The organism is Mycolicibacterium sp. SMGY-1XX, assembly GCF_059132455.1.
Map to the genome: position 1 here is coordinate 2,173,732 of NZ_CP101139.1, position 20,715 is coordinate 2,194,446.

Below are 20,715 nucleotides of genomic sequence, written 5' to 3' on the forward strand. Positions count from 1 at the left end.
GGACGCGAAGATAGGGCACCGTGGCCAAAAATAGGTTGCGGCGCAGGCTTCGACGACTCGACGAGGCGCTGACGGCCAGGCCGGATGCCGAGCTGGTCGAGTATCTCCACATCCCGGAGAACTTCGTCAGCCCGGCCCGCAGGATCTTCATGCGCGTTCTCTACGCGCTGGGAGCGCTGTTCGCGGCGGTGCTCATCGTCTACCTCGACCGCGACGGGTACCGCGATATCGAAAGCGCGCCCGTCCCGGGCGGTCTGTCGTTCCTGGACTGCCTGTACTACGCCACGGTGTCCCTGTCGACCACGGGCTACGGCGATATCACCCCGGTCACCGAGACAGCGCGGCTGGTCAACGTCCTGGTGATCACGCCGCTGCGGGTCGCCTTCCTGATCGTGCTGATCGGCACCACCGTCGAGACCCTCACCGCCGCGTCACGCCAAGCCCTCAAAATCCAGCGTTGGAGGAACTCCGTGCGCAATCACACCATCGTCATCGGCTACGGAACGAAGGGCAAGACCGCGGTCACCGCGATGGTCGGTGACAATGTCAAACCCGGCGACATCGTGGTGGTCGACACCGACCAGGCGTCGCTGGACCGGGCCAGCCAGGCTGGTTTGGTCACCGTCCGCGGTGACGCCAACCGGTCCGACGTGCTGCGACTGGCCGGCGCCCAGCATGCCGCGGCCATCATCGTGGCCACCAACAGTGATCCGACGGCGGTGCTGGTCACCCTCACTGCCCGTGAGCTGGCGCCCAAGGCCAAGATCATCGCCTCGATCCGGGAGTCGGAGAATCAGCACCTGCTGCAGCAGTCCGGTGCGGACTCGGTGGTGGTGTCCTCTGAGACGGCCGGCCGGCTGCTCGGTATCGCCACCACCACCCCCAACGTGGTTGAGCTCATCGAAGATCTGTTGACCCCGGACGCCGGTTTCGCAATCGCCGAGCGCGAGGTCGAACCCAAGGAGGTCGGCGGCTCACCACGTCACCTCAAGGACATCGTGTTGGGCGTGGTGCGTGACGGCAAGCTCAAGCAGGTCAGCGATCCGGAGGTGGACGCCATCGAGGCGACAGACAGGCTGTTGTACGTGCGCAACGCAGAGGAAGACCGTGGCTGACTTCCAACTCCGGAACGTTCCACTGCTGTCCCGGGTCGGTGCGGATCGCTCCGACCAGTTGCGTACCGACATCGACGCCGGCGTCGCGGGCTGGCCGGAGGCCGCGGTCCTGCGCGTCGACGGCCGCGGCCAGGTTCTGATCGCCGACGGGCGTGTGGTGCTGAGCTCCACTGCCGGACTGGGTGACACCCCGCCGGAGGATGCGGTGTTCCTGGGCCGCATCGAGGGCGGCCGTCACGTGTGGGCCATGCGCGCCGAGCTCGCCCCACCGGATGACGGCTCTGATGCCCATGTGCTCGATTTGCGCCGCGCCGGAACGGTTTTCGACGATGTCAGTTCTCAGCTGGTGGCCTCGGCCACGGCGCTGCTCAACTGGCATGACAGTGCCCGCTTCAGTGCCATCGACGGATCACCCACCAAGGCGATCAAGGGTGGATGGTCACGGGTCAACACGATCACCGGCCACGAGGAGTTCCCCCGCATCGACCCGGCGGTCATCTGCCTGGTGCACGACGGTGCCGACCGTGTGGTCTTGGCCCGGCAGACGGTGTGGCCCGACCGGATGTTCTCGCTGCTGGCGGGTTTCGTCGAAGCGGGGGAGTCGTTCGAGACCTGCGTTACTCGGGAGATCGCCGAAGAGGTGGGCCTCACCGTGCGCGATGTGCGCTATCTGGGCAGCCAGCCCTGGCCGTTTCCGCGGTCACTCATGGTGGGCTTCCACGCCGTCGGCGATCCGGACCAGCCGTTCGCCTTCAACGACGGCGAGATCGCCGAGGCGCACTGGTTCACCCGCGACGAGGTCCGGGCGGCGCTGGAGATCGGCGACTGGAGCAGTGCCGCCGCTTCGCAGTCGAGATTGCTTCTGCCCGGCTCGATTTCGATCGCCCGTGAGATCATCGAGTCCTGGGCCTGGGCGCAGGACTGATCGGCTGCCGTGGCCGGTTCCACTGACCGTGCGGGACGGTGACGAGCGGGCGGGTGGCCGCTTCTGCCGGCGCGTGCCGGATCGCCGGGCGCAGCGGGCGTAGCCGTTCGGTGTCCGGTTCGCCGCGGTGCGGACGGTCATTGTGCCGAGCCTGCTGGATGCCGTGGTTGAGTCGGCCCAGGTAGCCGCTCAGCGCGGCGACGTCGCCGTCATCCCAGCCGGCGGTGACGCGCTGCAGACCCGCGACGTGGTAGGCCCGCTGACCCCGCACCCGGTGCCGGCCGGCCTCCGTCAGCGTGAACCGCGCGATATCACCGGCATCCGCGACGGTGTGCACCAGTCCGTCGCGCACCAGCCCCGAGATCCTGCGCCCGAACACGGCGGGGTCCACCCCGAAGGTCGCCGCAAGCTGCGCCAGTGTCATGGGACCGCTGTCGTCGATCCGCCGGAGCACCAGATAGGACACCCGGTCGAGCCAGGTGTGTCGCGTCGATGAGGGCGCCGCGGACAGCAGTTCAGCGGCGGACGGCTGGGTCACCGACGCCAGTGCCTGCTCCAGGTCCTGGGCCCGTGGCCGCACCGGGGTGACGAGGTCGGCCGCGGCCGGCTCTTCTCGGCGCTCGGCGGGAATGGCCATCGCGATGAATGCGCCCACCACGGCGGCGCCGGCGGCGATGAACAGGGCGGTACGGAATCCAGCCAGTGACGGCAGCGCGTGGCCGGCGAAGGTGACGGTCAACCCGGCCAGGACCGCGCTGAGCACCGCGCTGGAGGTCGAGGTGCCCAGTGACCGCGCCAGGGTGTTGAGGCCGTTGGCGGCGGCGGTCTCCGACACGGGCACGGCACCGTTGATCAGCGCCGGCAGCGCCGCGAAGGCGAACCCGACACCGAAGCTGACGACGACACTGAACGTGAGAATGCCGGCCGCGCTGCCCAGCAGTTGGGTGCCCAGCAGGTATCCGCTGCCGATGATCGCCGATCCGGTGACCAGAACGAATTTGGCGCCCCGGCGCGCGATGATCATCGCGGCCAACGGTGCCGACACCATCATCACCAACCCACCTGGCGCCATCCACAGCCCGGCGCTGACCATGGATTGCCCCAAGCCGTAACCGGTTTCGCTGGGCATCTGCAGGATCTGCGGCCCCACCAGCGTCATGGCGAACATGCCGAACCCGACGGCGATCGAGGCGAGGTTGGTCAGCAGCACGGGTTTGCGCACCGTGGTGCGGATGTCCACCAGCGGCGAGGAGGTGTGCAGCTGCCAGCGGACGAACACGGCGAAGACGAAGACGGACGCGACGAGAAGTCCAAGGGTGGTCGCACTGGTCCACCCCCAGGCCGCGCCCTTGGACAGGGGGAGCAGCAACAGCACCAGACCGGCGGCCAGGCCCAGGGCGCCGAGCGGGTCGAACCGGTCACGAGAGGTGGCCGGGATGTGCGGGACCAGCGCGGCGAACAGCACACCGGATGCGGCGCCCAGTGCTGCGGCGCACCAGAACAGGGCGTGCCAGCTGAAGTGTTCGGCGATCACGGCCGACAGCGGCAATCCGAGCGCACCGCCGACGCCCAACGAGGCACTCATCAAGCCCATGGCGCTGCCCACTCGTTCTGCCGGCAGTGAGGCACGCAGGACGCTGATGCCGAGCGGGATGATCGGTGCGCCGAACCCCTGCAGCCCACGACCGATGATCAGCGGGACAAGGGAACTGGTGGTGGCCGCGATCACCGATCCGCACGTGAGCGCGACGGCGCAGGCGATCAGGATCGGCTTGGGCCCGAACATGTCGCCGAGTCGGCCGAGCGTCGGTGTGGCGATGGCGCCGGTCAACAGGGTGGCCGTGATCGCCCACGATGCGTTGGCCGCGCTGGTGTTCAACAACGTCGGCAGCTGCGGCACCAGCGGGATGACCAGCGTCTGCATCATCGAGACCGCGATGCCGGCGGCCGCCAGGACGGCGATCAGTACGCCGGGCTGCGTGGTGCGCGCAGACACACCAGATTGGTAAGACATGCTAAGCACTTTAGATCGTTAGAAGTGCTATGCAAAAGCATCCCAGGTGTAACTCTGGTCACGCAACGGGACGTCGGGCAGCGCCCGGAGCATCACCCCACGGAGAGCTCGGCGATCTTGCCTTCGACGTCCCGGATGCTGGGGTTGGTCATCGTCGACCCGTCGGAGAACTTCACCGTGGGCACGGTCTGATTGCCGTTGTTCACCGACTGCACGAACTTCGCGGCCTCCGGCTCGAGTTCGATGTCCACCTCGGTGTAACCGATGCCCTTGGCCTTCAAGGCGGTCTTGAGGCGCTTGCAGTATCCACACCAGGTGGTGGAGTACATGGTGAGTTCGGTAGCGGTCATGAATCAATCTTGCCTGAGGGCGCGGTGGAGAACTTGTCCGACTCCGCTGCGATGATGAATCCCATGCCGACCGAGAGCGTCCTGACCGCGGGTCTCGACGACGAACAACGCGAGGCCGTGCTGGCCGGGCGCGGGCCGGTCTGTGTGCTGGCCGGCGCAGGCACCGGCAAAACCCGCACCATCACCCACCGCATCGCGCATCTCGTCGGCGCCGGACACGTCGCCGCCAGCCAGGTTCTCGCGGTGACGTTCACCTCCCGCGCCGCCGGCGAGATGCGCAGCCGGTTGCGCGGGCTCGACGCCGACGCACAGACCGGAGCCCGCGTCGGATCGGTGCAGGCGCTGACCTTCCACGCCGCCGCCCGGCGGCAGCTGTCCTACTTCTGGCCGCGGGTGGTCGGCTCCACCGGCTGGCAGCTGCTCGACAGCAAGTTCTCCGTGGTCGCCCAGGCCGCCAATCGCGCCAAGATGCAGGCCAGCACCGAAGACGTCCGCGACCTGGCAGGGGAGATCGAATGGGCGAAGGCATCGCTGATCACCCCTGAGCAGTACGCCGCCGCGGTGGCCGAGACCGGCCGTGACATCCCCAAGGACGCGGGCCGTATCGCCGCGGTGTACGCCGGGTACGAGTCGCTCAAGGCCCGCGGTGAAGTGGCGCTGCTGGATTTCGACGACCTGCTGCTGCACACCGCCGCGGCCATCGAGAACGATGCGGCCGTGGCCGCCGAATTCCGGGACCGGTACCGCTGCTTCGTGGTCGACGAGTACCAGGACGTCACCCCTCTGCAGCAGCGGGTGCTGTCGGCCTGGCTGGGTGAACGTGATGACCTGACGGTGGTCGGGGACGCCAACCAGACCATCTACTCGTTCACCGGCGCCTCACCGCGTTATCTGCTCGACTTCTCTCGCCGCTTTCCCGACGCCACCGTGGTGCGCCTCGAACGTGACTACCGCTCCACGCCGCAGGTGGTCGAGCTGGCCAACCGGGTCATTGCCGACGCCCGCGGGCGGGTGGCCGGCAGCAGGCTGCACCTGGTGGGTCAGCGCCCCCCAGGGCCACGCCCGGCGCTGCGCGAGTACCCCGACGAGGTGGCTGAGGCCACCGCCGTCGCCCGCGCCATCAAGGGCCTCATCGAATCCGGTACGGAGGCAGCCGAAATCGCGGTCCTCTACCGGATCAACGCCCAGTCCGAGGTCTACGAAGAGGCGCTGACGGAAGCGGGCATCGCCTTCCAGGTCCGCGGTGGGGAAGGTTTCTTCAGCCGCCAGGAGATCCGCCAGGCTCTGGTGGCGCTGCAGCGGGCCGCCGAGCGGGGCAGTGCCGACGATGACCTGCCCACCGTGGTCCGCGCGCTGCTCGAGCCGCTCGGTCTCACCGCCGAACCGCCGGGTGGTACCAGCGCCCGGGAACGGTGGGAGGCGTTGACCGCGCTGGCCGAGTTGGTCGACGAAGAGGTGGCCACCCGCCCGGAGCTGGACCTGACGGCATTGGTCGCCGAACTACGGATACGCGCCGACGCGCGCCATCCACCCGTGGTGCAGGGCGTCACCCTGGCGTCGCTGCACGCGGCGAAGGGCCTGGAGTGGGACGCGGTGTTCCTGGTCGGCCTGGCCGACGGCACTCTGCCGATCTCGCACGCACTGTCGCACGGTCCTGACAGCGAGGCCGTGGAAGAGGAACGTCGTCTGCTCTACGTCGGGGTCACCCGGGCGAGAGTCCATTTGACCCTCAGCTGGGCGCTGTCGCGGACCCCGGGTGGCCGGCAGAACCGGCGGCCGTCGCGCTTCCTGGCCAGCATCGCCCCGAAGCCGCCGGCGGACCGATCCGGTGGGCAACGCCGGCAACGCGGGCCGGCCAAGCGCTGCCGGGTGTGCAACGCCGAGCTGAACACGCCGGCCGCAATCATGTTGCGTCGCTGCGAAACCTGCGCCTCCGACATCGATGACGAACTGCTGGGGCAGCTCAAGGATTGGCGTTCACGAACCGCCAAGGAACAGAAGGTGCCCGCGTTCGTGGTGTTCAGCGACAACACACTGATCGCCATCGCCGAAACGCTGCCCACCGATGACGCTGCACTGGTGGCCATTCCCGGTATCGGGGCGCGCAAGCTCGAACAATACGGCGCGGATCTGCTGGAGTTGGTGCGCGCGCGGGTGTGACGCAGCGTTCACCCCTGCAGAAGCAACTGCGGCGCAGAGGCTTTCCCTGTGTGGGGGCGGTATCGACGGCCCTGGCCAAAGACTGCGCAGGCGCGGGACTCAAATCGGTGGCGGAATCTTGTTCATGCAGGTCAGAAAATTGCTTGTGCTGACATGCGGGCACCGTTTAGCCTCAAACGCATACGACCCACGGCCGTGAAGTGGCCTGCGTACCGCAAGTGCAAGGAAGGAGGGAGCCCCGATGAATGACTTCATGACGTTCGGCGCAGTAGGCAGCATTGCCGGTTCGGCGCGTGCGGCTGGGGCTCCCGGTGTCTTCCTGTCCAGCGGGAAAGCATCCGCGGTGATGACGGGTCGGCATCGCGCCCCCGCGGCTCACGCCGCCTGGGCGGTCGACGCCATTGCGCCGCAGCGCAAGCGCCGCACCGCCGCCGCGACAGACGCGTCCGTGGATCGAGGTTTCATCTAGAAGCCCGACGCAGCAGCCCAATGGCCACGGACCCGAAGTCAACCGGATCCGTGGCCATCAGTGTTTCCGGGGACCGAATCCCCGAGCACCTGGTCCGGATCTCGAAGCAGAGACGAAAGCCACGAGACCAGGAAGCAGGTGAAGGACATGTCAGCCCTGACAGTCCGAAAGGAAACTGTGCCGGTGCTGCCGTGCCATATCGGTGACCCCGATCTGTGGTTCGCCGAAACCCCCGCCGATCTGGAGCGCGCCAAGCTTCTGTGCGCGGAGTGCCCGATCCGCCGGCAGTGCCTGGCCGCGGCGCTGGAACGCGAAGAGCCGTGGGGTGTTTGGGGCGGTGAGATCGTCGAGCGCGGCTCGATTGTCGCCCGCAAGCGGCCGCGCGGCCGTCCGCGCAAGGATTCCTACGCGGCCTGACGGCCACCCGCCGACACCGCCGTTTGGGCGCAGACCAGTTTTGCGTGCCCGAACGGCGGTGTCGGCGTACTCGGTCAGTCCGGGTTCGCGAAGCCGGGCACCAGCTCGGTGGCGATCTTGCGCACCGGTACATGCGCATCGAGCTGACAGGAGATCGCCACGATGGAGGCGATCACCCGCATCGGGATGGCCAGCTTGGCCGGGATGTCCATCTGCCGGGCGGTCCTGATCTGACCGGCGGCGCGGTCGAGGTCCACCGCGGCCATCTTCTGCAGCCACTTGCGGTTGTAGTGGAAGACGTCGACCTGCAGCGGTTGCACGTACTGCTTGAGCATGTCGTCGATATCGGCGATGGAGACCTTCTCACCCTTCTGGATGAAGCCGATCTTCTCCATGGTGGGCAGTAGTTCGTCGTAGTTCTTGTCCACCGCGTAGCGCAGCAGCTGGCCCAGTTCGGGCGGCATTCCGCCGGGCAGCGGCGCCACGGCACCGAAGTCGATGACACCCATCTTGTCGCCGGGCAGCAGCATGAAGTTGCCGGGGTGCGCGTCGCCGTGCATCATCTCCAGCCGGCGCGGGGCATCGTCGGTGAGCTCAAACAGCCGGTAGCCCATCAGATCTCGCTGATCCTGGGTGCCGTTGCGGATGATCTGGGCCAGCGGGATGCCCTCGATCCATTCGGCGATGACGACCTTCGGCGCGCTGGCGATGACGGCCGGCACCACAAAATGCGGGTGGTCCTTGTACGCCTTGGCGAACGCGCGCTGGTTGTCGGCTTCGAGCCGGTAGTCCAGTTCCATCTCGGTGCGCTCGATCAGCTCGTCGACGACGCCTTGGACGTCGGCGCCGGGGGAGAGCTGCTTGAAAATCGACACCATGCGCCGCATGGTCTTCAGGTCGGCGCGCAGGGCCTCGTCGGCGCCCGGGTACTGGATCTTGACGGCGACCTCTCGCCCGTCGGACCACACGCCCTTGTGTACCTGGCCGATGCTGGCCGAGGCGATGGGCTGATCGTCGAACGAGGTGAAACGCTCACGCCATTTGGTGCCCAGCTGGGCGTCGAGCACCCGATGCACCTTGGCCGCCGGCAGCGGCGGGGCGTCCTTCTGCAGTTTGGTCAGCGCCTCGCGGTAGGGCTCGCCGAACTGCTCGGGCACGGCGGCTTCCATCACCGACAGGGCCTGTCCGACCTTCATGGCGCCGCCCTTGAGCTCACCCAGCACGGTGAACAGCTGATTGGCGGCCTTCTCCATCAATTCGGCGTTGACTTCGTCTTTCGACTTGCCGGTGAGCCGCTTGCCGACGCCGAGCGCGGCCCGGCCGGCGAAGCCCACCGGTAACGTCGCCAGCTTCGCATTGCGAGCGGCCCGTCCACGTTTGATGTCTGCCACCTCACCATCATCCATGACCGGGCGGCGCCGACACGCACCGATGTGGCAACCGGCGATGTCAGCAATGACACAGCGGGTGCCGAGGCCAGTGCCGCGTCGCAATCGAGCTGGTGGATGCGTCGAATTCCAGAGTCGTCGACAGGGTGGCAGGGGCGCGGACAGGTTCGCCGCGCACGGCGCCCAGCACGGTGTCGATCTGACCCAGCGCCAGTGCCGCCGTGGCCAGCACGGTGGCCCGGTCGGCGGACCCCACGGTGTCGCGCAACTGGGCTGCCACCGCGGGCCAGGCGGCGTCGCGGTCACTGCGGTGGAGATCGGCACAGCCCAAGCAGCTCGTCAGCCCGGGAAGCACCATAGGACCCACCAGTCCCACCCCGTCACGAACGCGGACCTGCAGGTGGGGGATTCGAGCGTCATGCAGGTCACGCAGAAGCCGCGGCTCGACGCCCAGGAAATCGGTCAGCACCACCAGGTCGGTGCCGTCGGGTTGCACCACCGCGTGCGCGTGGCTGCTCTGCCGGATCCGGGTGCTGGTACAGCGCAGCGCGTCGACGATCAGATCGGCCAGCGGCCCGCGGCCGTGCACCCGGATCGCCGGGGCACGACCCGGCTGCGCGGTCCGGCTCGGCCGCGCCACCCCGGCGCTGATCAACGCGGCGATCAGGAGGTCGAGTTCGTCGGCGCCGACGTCACCGTGAAGCGCCGCTTCCCTGGCCAGGTCGTCCATTCCGGCATTGGCCTGCATCCTGCGCAGCACGGCGGCCAGCGCGGCCGCCGACAATCCGCCGGGCGGCCGCACCATCACCGCCCGACGTGGATCCCAGCCCACCTGAACGGTGCCGTCGGGACGCAGCAGCACCGGCATCGCCGGATCAAGGCTGTATCGCGCGACCATGGCGCCGACTGTGACACGGCGCGAGAGGTTGCGTTTTTACTTGTCCACAGGGGGATCGTCTGAATCGTCCTGGCCCCGCCCCAATTCCTTCTCGAACTCGGCGATGGCCTTGTCGATGTCGATCCCGCTGGTGTCACCGCCGATCACACGGTCGATGAAGCCGGCCGGCTCGTCGAGATCCTCGGAGTTGGGCAGCAGATCCGGGTGCTGCCACACGGCGTCGCGCGCGTCGCCGCCGGCGGCCTCGGTGAGCCGCTCCCACAACACTGCCGCCTCACGCAGCTTGCGGGGCCGCAGCTCCAGGCCCACCAACGTGGCGAAGGTCTGCTCGGCCGGTCCGCCGGTGGCCCGGCGTCGGCGCAGGGTCTCCGACAGCGCCGACGCACCCGGAATGCGATCACCCAGCGCGGCCGCGACAACCGTCTGCACCCAGCCCTCGATCAGGGCGAGCAGCGTCTCCAGCCGCTCCAACGCCGCCGTCTGCTCCGGGGTGGCCTTCGGCTCGAAGATGCCCTGGTTGAGCAGCTGTTCCATGGCGGCGGGGTCAGCCATGGCCGCCGGGTTGAACCCCTGGGCCAGCTCCTCGATTCCGCTCATGTCGATCTCGATGCCCCTGGCGTAGGCCTCGACATTGCTCAGCAGCTGGCTGGCCAGCCACGGCACGTGGGTGAACAACCGGTGATGGGCGGCTTCACGGGCGGCCAGGAACGTCAGGATCTCGGCGCGCGGTTGCTCGAGGCCCGACGAAAACTCCTCGACGGCCTCGGGCATCAGCGCCGCCACGCCCTTGGGACCCAGCGGCAGCCCGATATCGGTGGAGGTCAACACCTCCTTGGACAGCTTGCCGAGCGCCTGTCCGAGCTGGGAGCCGAAGGCCATGCCGCCCATCTGCGAGATCATCGACAGCAGCGGACCCGCCATGCTCTTGGCTTCCTCTGGCAGCGCCGACGCCCACATGGTGGAGATCTGCTGGGCCACCGGATCGCACAGCCGTTTCCAGGTGTCGATGGTGTTGTCGATCCAGTCGGTGGCCGTCCAGGCGACCGACTTGGAGGTACCGGCGGGCAGCGCCGTCACCCCGTCGAGCCACAGGTCGGCCAGGTGCACCGCATCGGCGATCGCCTTGGTGGTCTGTTCCGGTACCGGCGCGACGAACCCGATGGAATTCGACGCCAACTGCCGGGCCAGGTCGTAGTTGACCGGGCCGCCACCGGTGCCGCCCATCCCCGCGCCGCCGGCGGAGAACATCTGGCCCAGGCGGGTGAAGATCTGGCCCAGGTCGTTCATGTTGAAGTCGCCGCCGCCCGCGCCGAAGCCGAACGGATCCGACGGGTTGGGCCCGGAGTTCGGGTCCTTCCGTTTGTCGGGGTCCTTGTCGGGATCCTTGCTTTCGCCGGATGAAAAGCCAAAGGGCAGGTCAGCCATGACTCCAACGGTACTCACCACACCGCGGGGTTGCGCGCACCCGGTTCACGCTCTCGGTGAACCAGCGTGTGACTTGGGCGCGGTGGTAACCGCTGAGCGGTTGCGAGCGCGCCCAAATCCCCGTATTCGAACGTCGCCTACTCTTGCGGGCGTGAACAGGCGGATCATGACGCTGTTGGTGGCGCTGGTGCCGATAGTCGCCTTCGGCGTACTGCTGGCCGTCGTGACGGTGCCGTATGTCTCCTTGGGACCCGGCCCGACGTTCGACACCCTCGGTGAGTTCGACGGCAAGCAGGTGGTCGACATCGAGGGCACCGAAACCAAGCCCACCTCAGGGCATCTGAACATGACGACGGTCTCCCAGCGTGACGGCCTGACCCTCGGGCACGCGCTGAGCCTCTGGATGTCGGGTCGGGAACAGCTGGTGCCGCGCGATCTGGTGTACCCGCCGGACAAGACCCGTGAGCAGGTTCAGGAAGCCAACACCGCCGACTTCAAGCAGTCCGAGGACAGCGCCGAATACGCTGCGCTGGGCTACCTCGACTACGCCCCGGCCCTGACGGTCGCGACGGTCAACGACCCGGGCCCCGCGATGGGGAAGCTCCAAGAAGGCGATGCGATCGACGCCGTCAACGGCAGGCCGGTCGCCAACACCGACGAATTCACCCGTTTGCTGGAAAACACCAAGCCCGGCGACGAGATCGTTGTCGACTACCGCCGGAAGAACTCTCCCGCCGGCACCACCACGATCACTCTCGGTGAGCATCCCGACAAGGACTCCGGTCTGGTCGGCGTCTCGGTGTTGACCGTGCCGTGGGCGCCATTCACCATCGACTTCAACCTCGCCAATATCGGTGGCCCGTCGGCAGGCCTGATGTTCAGCCTGGCCGTCATCGACAAGCTCACCACCGGTGACCTCAATGGATCGAAGTTCATCGCGGGCACCGGGAGCATCGACATCGACGGCGAGGTCGGTCCCATCGGGGGGATCACCCACAAGATGCTGGCCGCCCATGAAGCCGGTGCCACCGTGTTCCTGGTGCCGGCCGACAACTGCGAGGAGGCCAAGTCCGACCCGCAGGACGGCCTGGAGATGGTGCGGGTGGAAAATCTCGAAGGGGCGGTGAACGCGCTCGAAGTGCTTTCAGCCGGTGGCGAACCGCCTCGTTGCTGACGCCGATCCGACGTTTGCCCCAACGGCGTTAAGTACAGTTGGGGCCGTCACAGTACACCTGTCACCACCATGACCACCAGGGAGTTAACACGTGGGTATGCGGCCCGCCGCGCGGATGCCGAAGCTGACTCGGCGCAGCCGGATTCTGATCGCCATCGCCTTGGTGGCAGTGGTGCTGCTGCTGGTCGGCCCTCGGCTGGTCGACGGATACGTCGACTGGTTGTGGTTCGGCGAGCTCGGCTATCGCTCGGTGTTCACCACCGTCCTGTTGACGCGGGTCGCGGTGTTCGTGGTGGTCTCAGTGGTGGTCGGTGCCATCGTGTTCGCGGGCCTGGCGCTCGCGTATCGATCGCGCCCGGTGTTCGCACCGACCGCCGGACCCAATGATCCGGTGGCGCGGTACCGCACCGCGGTGTTGGCGCGGCTGAAGCTCATCGGGATCGGCATGCCCGTCGTCATCGGGTTCCTGTCCGGTCTGATCGCGCAGAGCTACTGGGTACGCATCCAGATGTTCCTGCACGGTGGCGAATTCGGCGTCACCGATCCGCAGTTCGGCCTCGACCTCGGCTTCTACGCCTTCGATCTGCCGTTCTATCGGCTGGTGCTGTCCTATGTGATGGTCGCCCTGTTCTTGGCGCTCATCGCGAACGTGCTCGGCCACTACATCTTCGGCGGCATCCGGTTGGCCGGACGCGCCGGGGCGCTGAGCAAGCCGGCGCGCATCCAGCTGATCACCCTCGTCGGTGTCCTGGTACTGCTGAAGGCCTTCGCCTACTGGCTGGACCGGTACGAGCTGCTCAGCCACACCCGTGGTGGCAAGCCCTTCACCGGCGCCGGCTACACCGACATCAACGCGGTGCTGCCCGCCAAACTGATCCTGCTGGCCATCGCGGTCATCTGCGCCGCGGCGGTGTTCTCCGCCCTGGTGTTGCGTGACCTGCGCATCCCGGCGATCGGCCTGGTGCTGCTGCTGCTGAGCTCCATCGTCATCGGTGCCGGCTGGCCTTTGGTGGTCGAGCAGATCAGCGTCAAACCCAATGCGGCGCAGAAGGAAAGCGAGTACATCGCCCGCTCCATCACCGCCACCCGAGACGCCTACGGGTTGACCGATCGGACCGTCACCTACCGCGACTACAGCGGCAACGCCGACACCTCCGCCCAGCAGGTGGCCGCCGACCGGGCCACCACGTCGAACATCCGGCTGCTCGATCCCACCATCGTCAGCCCGGCGTTCACCCAGTTCCAGCAGGGCAAGAACTTCTACAGCTTCCCCGAGCAGCTGTCGATGGACCGCTACACCGGTGAGGACGGCACGCTGCGCGACTACGTGGTCGCCGCCCGCGAGCTCAACCCCGAGCGCCTGATCGACAACCAGCGCGACTGGATCAACCGGCACACCGTGTACACCCACGGCAACGGGTTCATCGCCTCGCCGGCCAACACGGTCCGCGGTATCGCCAACGATCCCAACCAGAACGGCGGCTACCCGGAGTTCCTGGCCAGCGTCGTGGGTGGCAACGGCTCGGTGGTGTCGCCCGGACCCGCGCAGCTCGATCAGCCACGCATCTACTACGGTCCCGTCATCGCCTCGGCACCCGCCGATTACGCGATTGTCGGCAGCAACGGCGGCCCGGCTCGCGAGTACGACTACGAGACCAACACCGACACCCGCAACTACACCTATACGGGCGCCGGCGGCGTGCCGATCAGCAACTGGTTCGCCCGGTCGGTGTTCGCGGCCAAGTTCGCCGAGCGCAACTTCCTGTTCTCCAGCGTCATCAACGAGAACAGCAAGATCCTGTTCAATCGCGACCCCGCTGAGCGCGTCGAGGCGGTGGCGCCGTGGCTGACCACCGACACCAGCGTGTACCCGGCGATCGTGAACAAGAAGATGGTGTGGATCGTCGACGGCTACACCACGCTGGACAACTATCCCTATTCGGAGCTGACCTCACTGTCGAGTGCCACGGCCGACTCCAACGAGGCCGCCGCCAACCGGCTGCTGCCCGACAAGCAGGTCTCCTATATCCGTAACTCGGTGAAGGCCACCGTCGACGCCTATGACGGCACTGTCACCCTGTACGCCCAGGACGAGACCGACCCGGTGCTGCAGGCGTGGATGAAGGTGTTCCCGGACACCGTCAAGCCCAGGTCCGACATCAGCGAGGAGCTGGCCCAGCATCTGCGCTACCCCGAGGATCTGTTCAAGGTGCAGCGCCAGCTGTTGGCCAAGTACCACGTCGACGACCCGGTGACGTTCTTCTCGACCTCGGATTTCTGGGACGTGCCGCTGGACCCGAACCCCACGGCCAGCAGCTACCAGCCGCCGTACTATATCGTCGCGAAAAACGTTGCCGAGAACGACAATTCGGCCTCGTTCCAGCTGACCAGTGCCATGAACCGGTTCCGCCGCGACTTCCTGGCGGCCTACATCAGTGCGTCGTCGGATCCGGCGAACTACGGCCAGATCACGGTGCTGACCATTCCTGGCCAGGTCAACGGTCCGAAGTTGGCGTTCAACGCCATCAGTACCGATACCGCGGTCAGCCAGGACCTCGGTGTCATCGGCCGCGACAACCAGAACCGCATCCGGTGGGGCAACCTGCTGACGCTGCCGGTGGGCCAGGGCGGTCTGCTCTATGTCGCGCCGATCTACGCCTCGCCGGGCGCCAGTGACGCCGCCTCGTCGTACCCGCGCCTCATCCGGGTGGCGATGATGTACAACGACAAGGTGGGTTACGGGCCGACGGTCCGCGACGCGCTCGACGAGATCTTCGGTGCGGGCGCCGGTGCCACTGCCACCGGTCCGGCCCCGACGCCGGGTGCCGCGGTGCCGGCCAACGCGCCGGGTGACTCGCCGCCGCCGAATGCCCAGCAGTCGGTCGAGCCGCCTGCCGCCCAGCCCGAGGTGCCCACTCCGGTGGCCGCCACGCCGCCGGCACCCAGTGGCCAACCGGTCACGTTGTCGCCGGCCAAGGCCGCGGCGCTGAGTGAGGTGCAGACCGCACTCGACGGTATGCAGGAGGCGCAGACCAGTGGCAACTTCGCCGAGTTCGGTGAAGCGCTGCAGCGCCTCGACGACGCGATGAACAAGTACCGCCAAACCCGCTGACCCCTTCTAGGCCGAGCGCGCGTGTTTGTACGGCGACATTCCGTCGAATCCGTACAAACACGCGCGTTCGTGCGGGTCTTGACAGGCGTCTTTAGACTCCACCCGTGCACTATCGGTTGCTCGGTCCACTGCAGGTGGCGCACGCCGACAACCTCATCGACATCGGCTCGCCCAAACAACGCGCGGTGCTCGCTGTCCTGCTGATCGCCCAGGGCCGGGTGGTGTCCACCGATCGGCTCATCGATGCGGTCTGGGGTGACGACGCACCCGGCAGCGCGCTGGCCAGCCTGCAGGCCTATATCTCCAATCTGCGCAAGGCTTTGCGGATGGGGGAGGGGGCGGCCTCGCCGATCGTGCGGCAGGCACCCGGCTACTACCTCGACGCCGAACACACCGATCTGAGTGCCTTCGTCGACGGCTGCGCCGCCTCCCGCGCCGCCATCGAGGCCGGCGACTGGCGCACAGCACTGACCGCGGCCGACGAGGCCCTGGCGTTGTGGCGGGGCCCGCTGCTCGCCGACATGCGCGACCAGCCCTGGGTGCATGAGGAAGCCGGCCGCGTCGAGGACCTGCGCGCCGAATGCCAGGAACACCGCGTGACGGCACTGCTGGCGCTCGGGCGGGTCCCCGATGCGGCAACCCAGGCCGCCCAGTTGCGGGCGGCGGACCCGTTTCGTGACCGCGGTGCCTGGCTGCAGATGCTCGCGCTCTACCGCTCCGGGCGCACCGCGGAGGCGCTGGACGTCTTCGGTTCGCACGCACAGCTTCTCGACGACGAGCTCGGGCTGGAGCCCGGGCCCGAGTTGCGGGAGCTGCAGACTTCGATCCTGCGGCAAGCTCCCGAACTGGCGGCCTGGCCGCGGTCCCCGGAGTGGACCGGCGCAGGCAGCGTCCCGGCCCCAGCCCTGTCATCTACCCCCGCACCCGAGGTGCCGGCGTCCGGGCTGATCGGTCGTACCCGCGAGTTGGCCGCAGTGACACGGTTGCTCGACGACATGACCGGGGGAGCCACCCGCTGGCTGGTGCTCACCGGACCCCCGGGAATCGGCAAGACCCGCCTGGCCGAAGAAGCGGCCGCCCGTGGCGGTCGCCGTGGCGCCGACGTGGTGTGGGTCGGCTGCCCGGACGAGCGCGGAACTCCGGCGTGGTGGCCGATGCGCCAGTTGGTGCGGGCATTGGGCGCCGACGCCGACCAGGTGCTGCAGGTGCCCGCGGAGGTCGACTCCGATACCGCGCGGTTTCACGTCTACGAACGTATTCAGACTCTGTTGGAACGGGTTTCGCGATCACAGCCTCTGGTGGTGGTGATCGACGACGCGCAGTGGGCCGACCCCACCTCGGCGAGTTGCCTGGCCTATGTCGCCGGCGCGCTGCGTGATCACCCGATCCTGGTGGTCGTGACGGTCCGCGATGTCGACCACGGTCCTGAACTGTCCCGCTTCCTGGCGACGGCGGCCCGCGGCGACGGTAACCGGCATCTGGAAGTGCCTGCGCTGGACCGCGATGAGGTCAAAGCACTGGCGAACCAGGTGGCCGAGGACAGTCTGACCGACTCCGAGACGGCGGTGCTGGCCGACCGGACCGGCGGCAACCCGTTCTTCGTCTCCGAATACGCCCGGCTGCCCCGCGCCGAACGTGCGGGCACCGAGATCCCCGGCGCCATTCGCTCCGTGCTCGATCGCCGCCTTGCCGGTCTGGATCCCGCTGTGCTGCAAGTACTCCGGGCTGCCGCCGTGATCGGTGACGTGGTCGAATTCGCGGTTCTGGCTGCGACCACCCGGCTGGACTTCGACACCCTGGCCGACTACCTCGACGACGCCGCCGACGAGCGGATCGTGGTGCCCGCCCATGACGGTGAGGGCTACGCTTTCGCCCACGGATTGCTACGCACGCAGCTGCTGGCGGACCTCCCCGCACTGCGCCGCCAGCGCCTGCACGCCAAGGTGGCCGAAGTGCTCGCCCACGGCGTCGTCGACGATGCGTTGACCCGCCGAGCCCAGCATCTGGTGGCCGCCTTGCCGCTCGTCGAGCCGGCTCAGGTGGTGCAGGCGTGCCGGCTTGCGGCCGAACAGGCAACGCAGCGTTGGAGTTCGGAGACCGCCGCCCGCTGGTGGCAGGCCGCCCTCGACGCCTATGACCTGCTGCCGGCGGCAGAGCGCAGCGACGCCGAGCGCGACGCGTTGACCGTGGCGATGCTGGGTGCGCTGGCGCGGGCCGGACGCGGGCAGACGGTACTCGAGACGGTGCAGCGGCACATCCTGGAAGCGTTGCGCACCGGCCGCACCGCCACCGCCGGGCGGCTGGCCAGCGCGCTGCTGCGGGTCAGCGGTGGCTGGCCGTGGCTGGCTCCCGGCGTGGATCCCGGTCCGCTGCTGGCGGTGCTCAATCAGGCGGCCGAGCTGGCAGCCGGTGATCCGGCGGCCGAGGCCCGGATTCGGGCCGCGCTGGCCGTCGGGCATTGTTATCACCCGGATGCCTCGGTGGCCGCGGCCCATTTGGCGCGTTCCCGGGAACTCGCCGACGCCACCGGTGACGCCGAGATCCTTGCCGACGCCCTGATGGGTTCGCTGATCACCTACTCCGGCGTGGCACCGCTGAGCGCCCACACACTCGAATGGGTCGAACAACTGATAACTCTGCAACACAGGGGAATTCGTGAGGACACCGTGATCGCGCACTCGGTGGCGACCATGGCCGCCATCAACCTCGGCGACATCGACGGGGCGGTGGAGCATCTGCGGGCCGGTATCGACGGTAGCGAGGAACTGCAGCTGCCGGTGCTGCGCGCCCAGCTGCGGTGGACAGAGGCGGTGATCGCACTGTGGCGCGGCGATTTCGCCGAAACCGAACGCCACCACACCATTGCGGCGTCGGTGCATGAACAGACAGAACTCTACGAAGCCGGCAGCGGGATGCTGGCGGCGGCTTCACTGATCCGGGAGAGGGGCCGCATCCCCGAGACCGGGCTGCTGTCGCGGGACGTGCCGGACACCGGCGGTGAGGACATGGTGGCGGTGGTCCGGGTGGCGCTGGAGACAGTACGCGACGGTGACCCAGCCGTCGCCGAAGACCTTTTGCACCACGGTCTTTCCGGGACCCACACCCACAACTGGATGTCGCTGGGCAACTACGTGCTGCTGGCGCACCTGTGTGCTGACCACGAGATGACCGACTACGCGCGGGCTTTGCTCGAGGTGCTCGGATCGTTCCGCGACCGGATCGCGGTGATCGGTCAGGTGGGTCTGGCCGGCACCGTCGCCTACGCCACGGCGCGCCTGCACAACCTGCTCGGTGATCTGGGCGCCGCCCAGAGGGATCTGGCGACGGCGGTGGGTATCGCGGAACGGACCGGCGGAGCACCCACACTGTTACGGTGCCGACTGCTGGAGCTCGAGATGGACGACGACGCCGAGGTGAGCGTGCGGGCGCGTGCGTTGGAGCGTGACGCGCGCCGACTCGGCATGCTGGGTCTGGCCGACGAGGCGCGGCAGCTGGCGGAGACCACGGCAGCAGCCGGCTGACCAGCGCTGATCTGCTTGGAGACCGGGCGGCCGCAGCCGCCAAGTTTTCGCCAAGAGAAGGCCAAGGGCGGTGCGTGAGGTTTGTCTCACTGAACCACCCTGCTCGAAAGGATCCAGCATGACCGTCACCGACCTGACCGGTGAGCAACTCGACGACCAGACCGTGGCCGCGCTGCGCGCCCGCGTCGCCGGCAGCGTTGCGCTGCCCCACGACGCCGGTTATCAGCGCGTCACCCCGTGGAACGTGGCGGTGCCGATCCGTCCCGCGGCTGCGGTGTTCGCGGCCAACGCCCAGGATGTCGCCGAGGCAGTGCAGTTCGCCGCCGCACGAGGGCTCACGGTTGCCGTGCAGTCGACCGGGCATGGCGCGCTGCCCATCGGGCCCACGACGCTGCTGGTACACACCGGCGATCTGTCCGGCTGTCATGTCGATGCCCTCAACCGCACCGCCTATGTGGGGGCCGGCGTGAAGTGGCAGCAGGTGCTCGACGCCGCCACCCCGTACGGGCTGGCCCCGGCGTGCGGATCCGCGCCCGGTGTCGGTGTGGTGGGGTTCCTGACCGGGGGTGGTATCGGACCACTGGTGCGCAGCATCGGACTGTCCTCCGATCACGTGCGCGGGTTCGAGCTGGTGACCGGTAGCGGCGAAATCCTCTGGGTGACACCACAACAGCACGCGGAGATCTTCTGGGGTCTGCGCGGCAGCAAGGCTACACTCGGCATCGTCACCGCCGTCGAGATCGACCTGTTGCCGATCGCCGAGTTCTACGGCGGCGCCTTGTTCTTCGACGGCGCCGACGCTGCGGCGGTGCTGCACACCTGGCAGGGCTGGTGCTTGTCGCTGCCGGAAAGCGTCACGACGTCGGTTGCGCTGCAGCAACTTCCACCTCTGCCGGAGGTGCCGGCGCCGCTGGCCGGGAAGTTCACCCTGGCGGTACGGGTCGTCGCCCTCGGTGATGTGGCCGAGGCCGAGCGACTGCTGGCGCCCATGCGGGCGGTGGCCACGCCGCTGATCGATGCGGTGACGGTGATGCCGTACGCGGCCATCGGGGCGGTGCACGCCGATCCGCCCAATCCGATGCCGGTGCACGAGGATCACGCGCTGCTGCGGGAGCTGACACCCGAGACGGTGGACGCGTTGCTGGCCGTCGCGGGACCGGATTCCGGGTCGGTGCAGGCGATCGTCGAGGTGCGCCAGCTCGGGGGCGTGATGGCCCGTCCCGCGCCGCACCGCAGCGCGTTCTGCCATCGTGATGCCGGTTTTGCGCTCGCCACCATCGGTGCGCTGGCCCCGGAGATCGCCGATCTGGTGCCCGGCCACGCTGCCCGGGTCATCGAGGCTGTGGCGCCGTGGTCCACCGGCGGCGCTCTGCCGAACTTCGCGCCCGCCACCGACGCGGCCCGATTGGCCCGCTGCTACGACGAGGACACGCTGTACTGGCTGGCGGCCCTCGCTGAGCGCTATGACCCGGCCGGGGTCTTGCGCGTCGGCCAGGTGGCACGCTACCCGCTGTAATTTCGGTCACTACGGACGCGCGGGTCAGTCGCATGGGCCTGCGCGTTCGCACGAAAAAAGGACTCTGACCATACGATTTGGAGCTCCGGGGCGAGATCAGTAACCTAGTGTTCACCCGACGCGGGGTGGAGCAGCTCGGTAGCTCGCTGGGCTCATAACCCAGAGGTCGCAGGTTCGAATCCTGTCCCCGCTACTAGGTAGGACGGCTCCCGGAGGTAACTCCGGGAGCCG

The 20,715-nt window shown here is 68.0% G+C and carries 14 protein-coding genes and 1 tRNA gene; 10 read left to right on the forward strand and 5 right to left on the reverse strand.

What is annotated here, in order from left to right:
* Positions 1 to 20: 20 nt before the first annotated feature.
* Complete coding sequence (locus tag NL241_RS10690) at positions 21 to 1,115, forward strand: potassium channel family protein (RefSeq protein ID WP_494397495.1); 1,095 nt, start codon at positions 21 to 23, stop codon at positions 1,113 to 1,115.
* Positions 1,108 to 2,040: an NAD(+) diphosphatase gene (gene nudC / locus NL241_RS10695; RefSeq protein WP_487695650.1), complete on the forward strand. Its 933-nt coding sequence runs from the start codon at positions 1,108 to 1,110 to the stop codon at positions 2,038 to 2,040. Before NL241_RS10690 ends, nudC begins: the two co-directional genes overlap by 8 nt.
* Here nudC and NL241_RS10700 read toward each other — a convergent pair.
* Both NL241_RS10700 and NL241_RS10705 read right to left on the reverse strand, forming a co-directional pair.
* Positions 2,009 to 4,054: an MFS transporter gene (locus NL241_RS10700; protein ID WP_494397496.1), complete on the reverse strand. Its 2,046-nt coding sequence runs from the start codon at positions 4,052 to 4,054 to the stop codon at positions 2,009 to 2,011. The genes nudC and NL241_RS10700 overlap by 32 nt on opposite strands.
* 92 nt (positions 4,055 to 4,146) lie before the next feature.
* Positions 4,147 to 4,404 (reverse strand): mycoredoxin, encoded by a 258-nt coding sequence (locus tag NL241_RS10705; RefSeq protein WP_487695646.1) that lies wholly within the window; start codon positions 4,402 to 4,404, stop codon positions 4,147 to 4,149.
* 54 nt (positions 4,405 to 4,458) lie between these two features.
* Here NL241_RS10705 and NL241_RS10710 point away from each other — a divergent pair, with 54 nt between their 5' ends.
* The 3 genes from NL241_RS10710 to NL241_RS10720 all read left to right on the forward strand — a co-directional run bounded on the left by NL241_RS10710 (position 4,459) and on the right by NL241_RS10720 (position 7,450).
* On the forward strand, positions 4,459 to 6,564 hold the full coding sequence (locus tag NL241_RS10710; protein WP_494398280.1) for an ATP-dependent DNA helicase UvrD2: 2,106 nt from the start codon (positions 4,459 to 4,461) through the stop codon (positions 6,562 to 6,564).
* Between the two features lie 241 nt (positions 6,565 to 6,805).
* On the forward strand, positions 6,806 to 7,033 hold the full coding sequence (locus NL241_RS10715) for a hypothetical protein (RefSeq protein WP_494397497.1): 228 nt from the start codon (positions 6,806 to 6,808) through the stop codon (positions 7,031 to 7,033).
* 147 nt (positions 7,034 to 7,180) lie between these two features.
* A complete protein-coding gene (locus NL241_RS10720) occupies positions 7,181 to 7,450 on the forward strand; it encodes a WhiB family transcriptional regulator (RefSeq protein WP_487695642.1) in 270 nt (89 codons plus the stop codon).
* A gap of 74 nt (positions 7,451 to 7,524) precedes the next feature.
* On the opposite strand, the gene NL241_RS10725 is transcribed toward NL241_RS10720, so the two are convergent.
* Genes NL241_RS10725 through NL241_RS10735 form a run of 3 tightly spaced genes read right to left on the reverse strand, consistent with a single transcriptional unit; the run spans position 7,525 to position 11,161 of the window.
* On the reverse strand, positions 7,525 to 8,856 hold the full coding sequence (locus tag NL241_RS10725) for a macrolide-binding ATPase MABP-1 (protein ID WP_487695641.1): 1,332 nt from the start codon (positions 8,854 to 8,856) through the stop codon (positions 7,525 to 7,527).
* A 43-nt stretch (positions 8,857 to 8,899) separates the two neighbouring features.
* Positions 8,900 to 9,736, reverse strand: coding sequence for a bacteriocin biosynthesis cyclodehydratase domain-containing protein (locus NL241_RS10730; RefSeq protein ID WP_487695640.1), 837 nt, complete (start codon positions 9,734 to 9,736; stop codon positions 8,900 to 8,902).
* 36 nt (positions 9,737 to 9,772) lie between these two features.
* Positions 9,773 to 11,161 (reverse strand): zinc-dependent metalloprotease, encoded by a 1,389-nt coding sequence (locus tag NL241_RS10735; protein ID WP_494397498.1) that lies wholly within the window; start codon positions 11,159 to 11,161, stop codon positions 9,773 to 9,775.
* Between the two features lie 151 nt (positions 11,162 to 11,312).
* On the opposite strand from NL241_RS10735, the gene NL241_RS10740 reads away from it, so the two are divergent.
* The 5 genes from NL241_RS10740 to NL241_RS10760 all read left to right on the forward strand — a co-directional run bounded on the left by NL241_RS10740 (position 11,313) and on the right by NL241_RS10760 (position 20,677).
* A complete protein-coding gene (locus tag NL241_RS10740; RefSeq protein WP_487695636.1) occupies positions 11,313 to 12,335 on the forward strand; it encodes a YlbL family protein in 1,023 nt (340 codons plus the stop codon).
* Between the two features lie 91 nt (positions 12,336 to 12,426).
* A complete protein-coding gene (locus NL241_RS10745) occupies positions 12,427 to 15,447 on the forward strand; it encodes a UPF0182 family protein (protein ID WP_494397499.1) in 3,021 nt (1,006 codons plus the stop codon).
* 104 nt (positions 15,448 to 15,551) lie between these two features.
* Positions 15,552 to 18,968, forward strand: coding sequence for an ATP-binding protein (locus tag NL241_RS10750; RefSeq protein WP_494397500.1), 3,417 nt, complete (start codon positions 15,552 to 15,554; stop codon positions 18,966 to 18,968).
* A gap of 118 nt (positions 18,969 to 19,086) precedes the next feature.
* Positions 19,087 to 20,484, forward strand: coding sequence for an FAD-binding oxidoreductase (locus NL241_RS10755; protein WP_494397501.1), 1,398 nt, complete (start codon positions 19,087 to 19,089; stop codon positions 20,482 to 20,484).
* Between the two features lie 119 nt (positions 20,485 to 20,603).
* A tRNA-Met gene (locus NL241_RS10760) sits at positions 20,604 to 20,677 on the forward strand.
* The last annotated feature ends 38 nt before the right edge of the window (positions 20,678 to 20,715 follow it).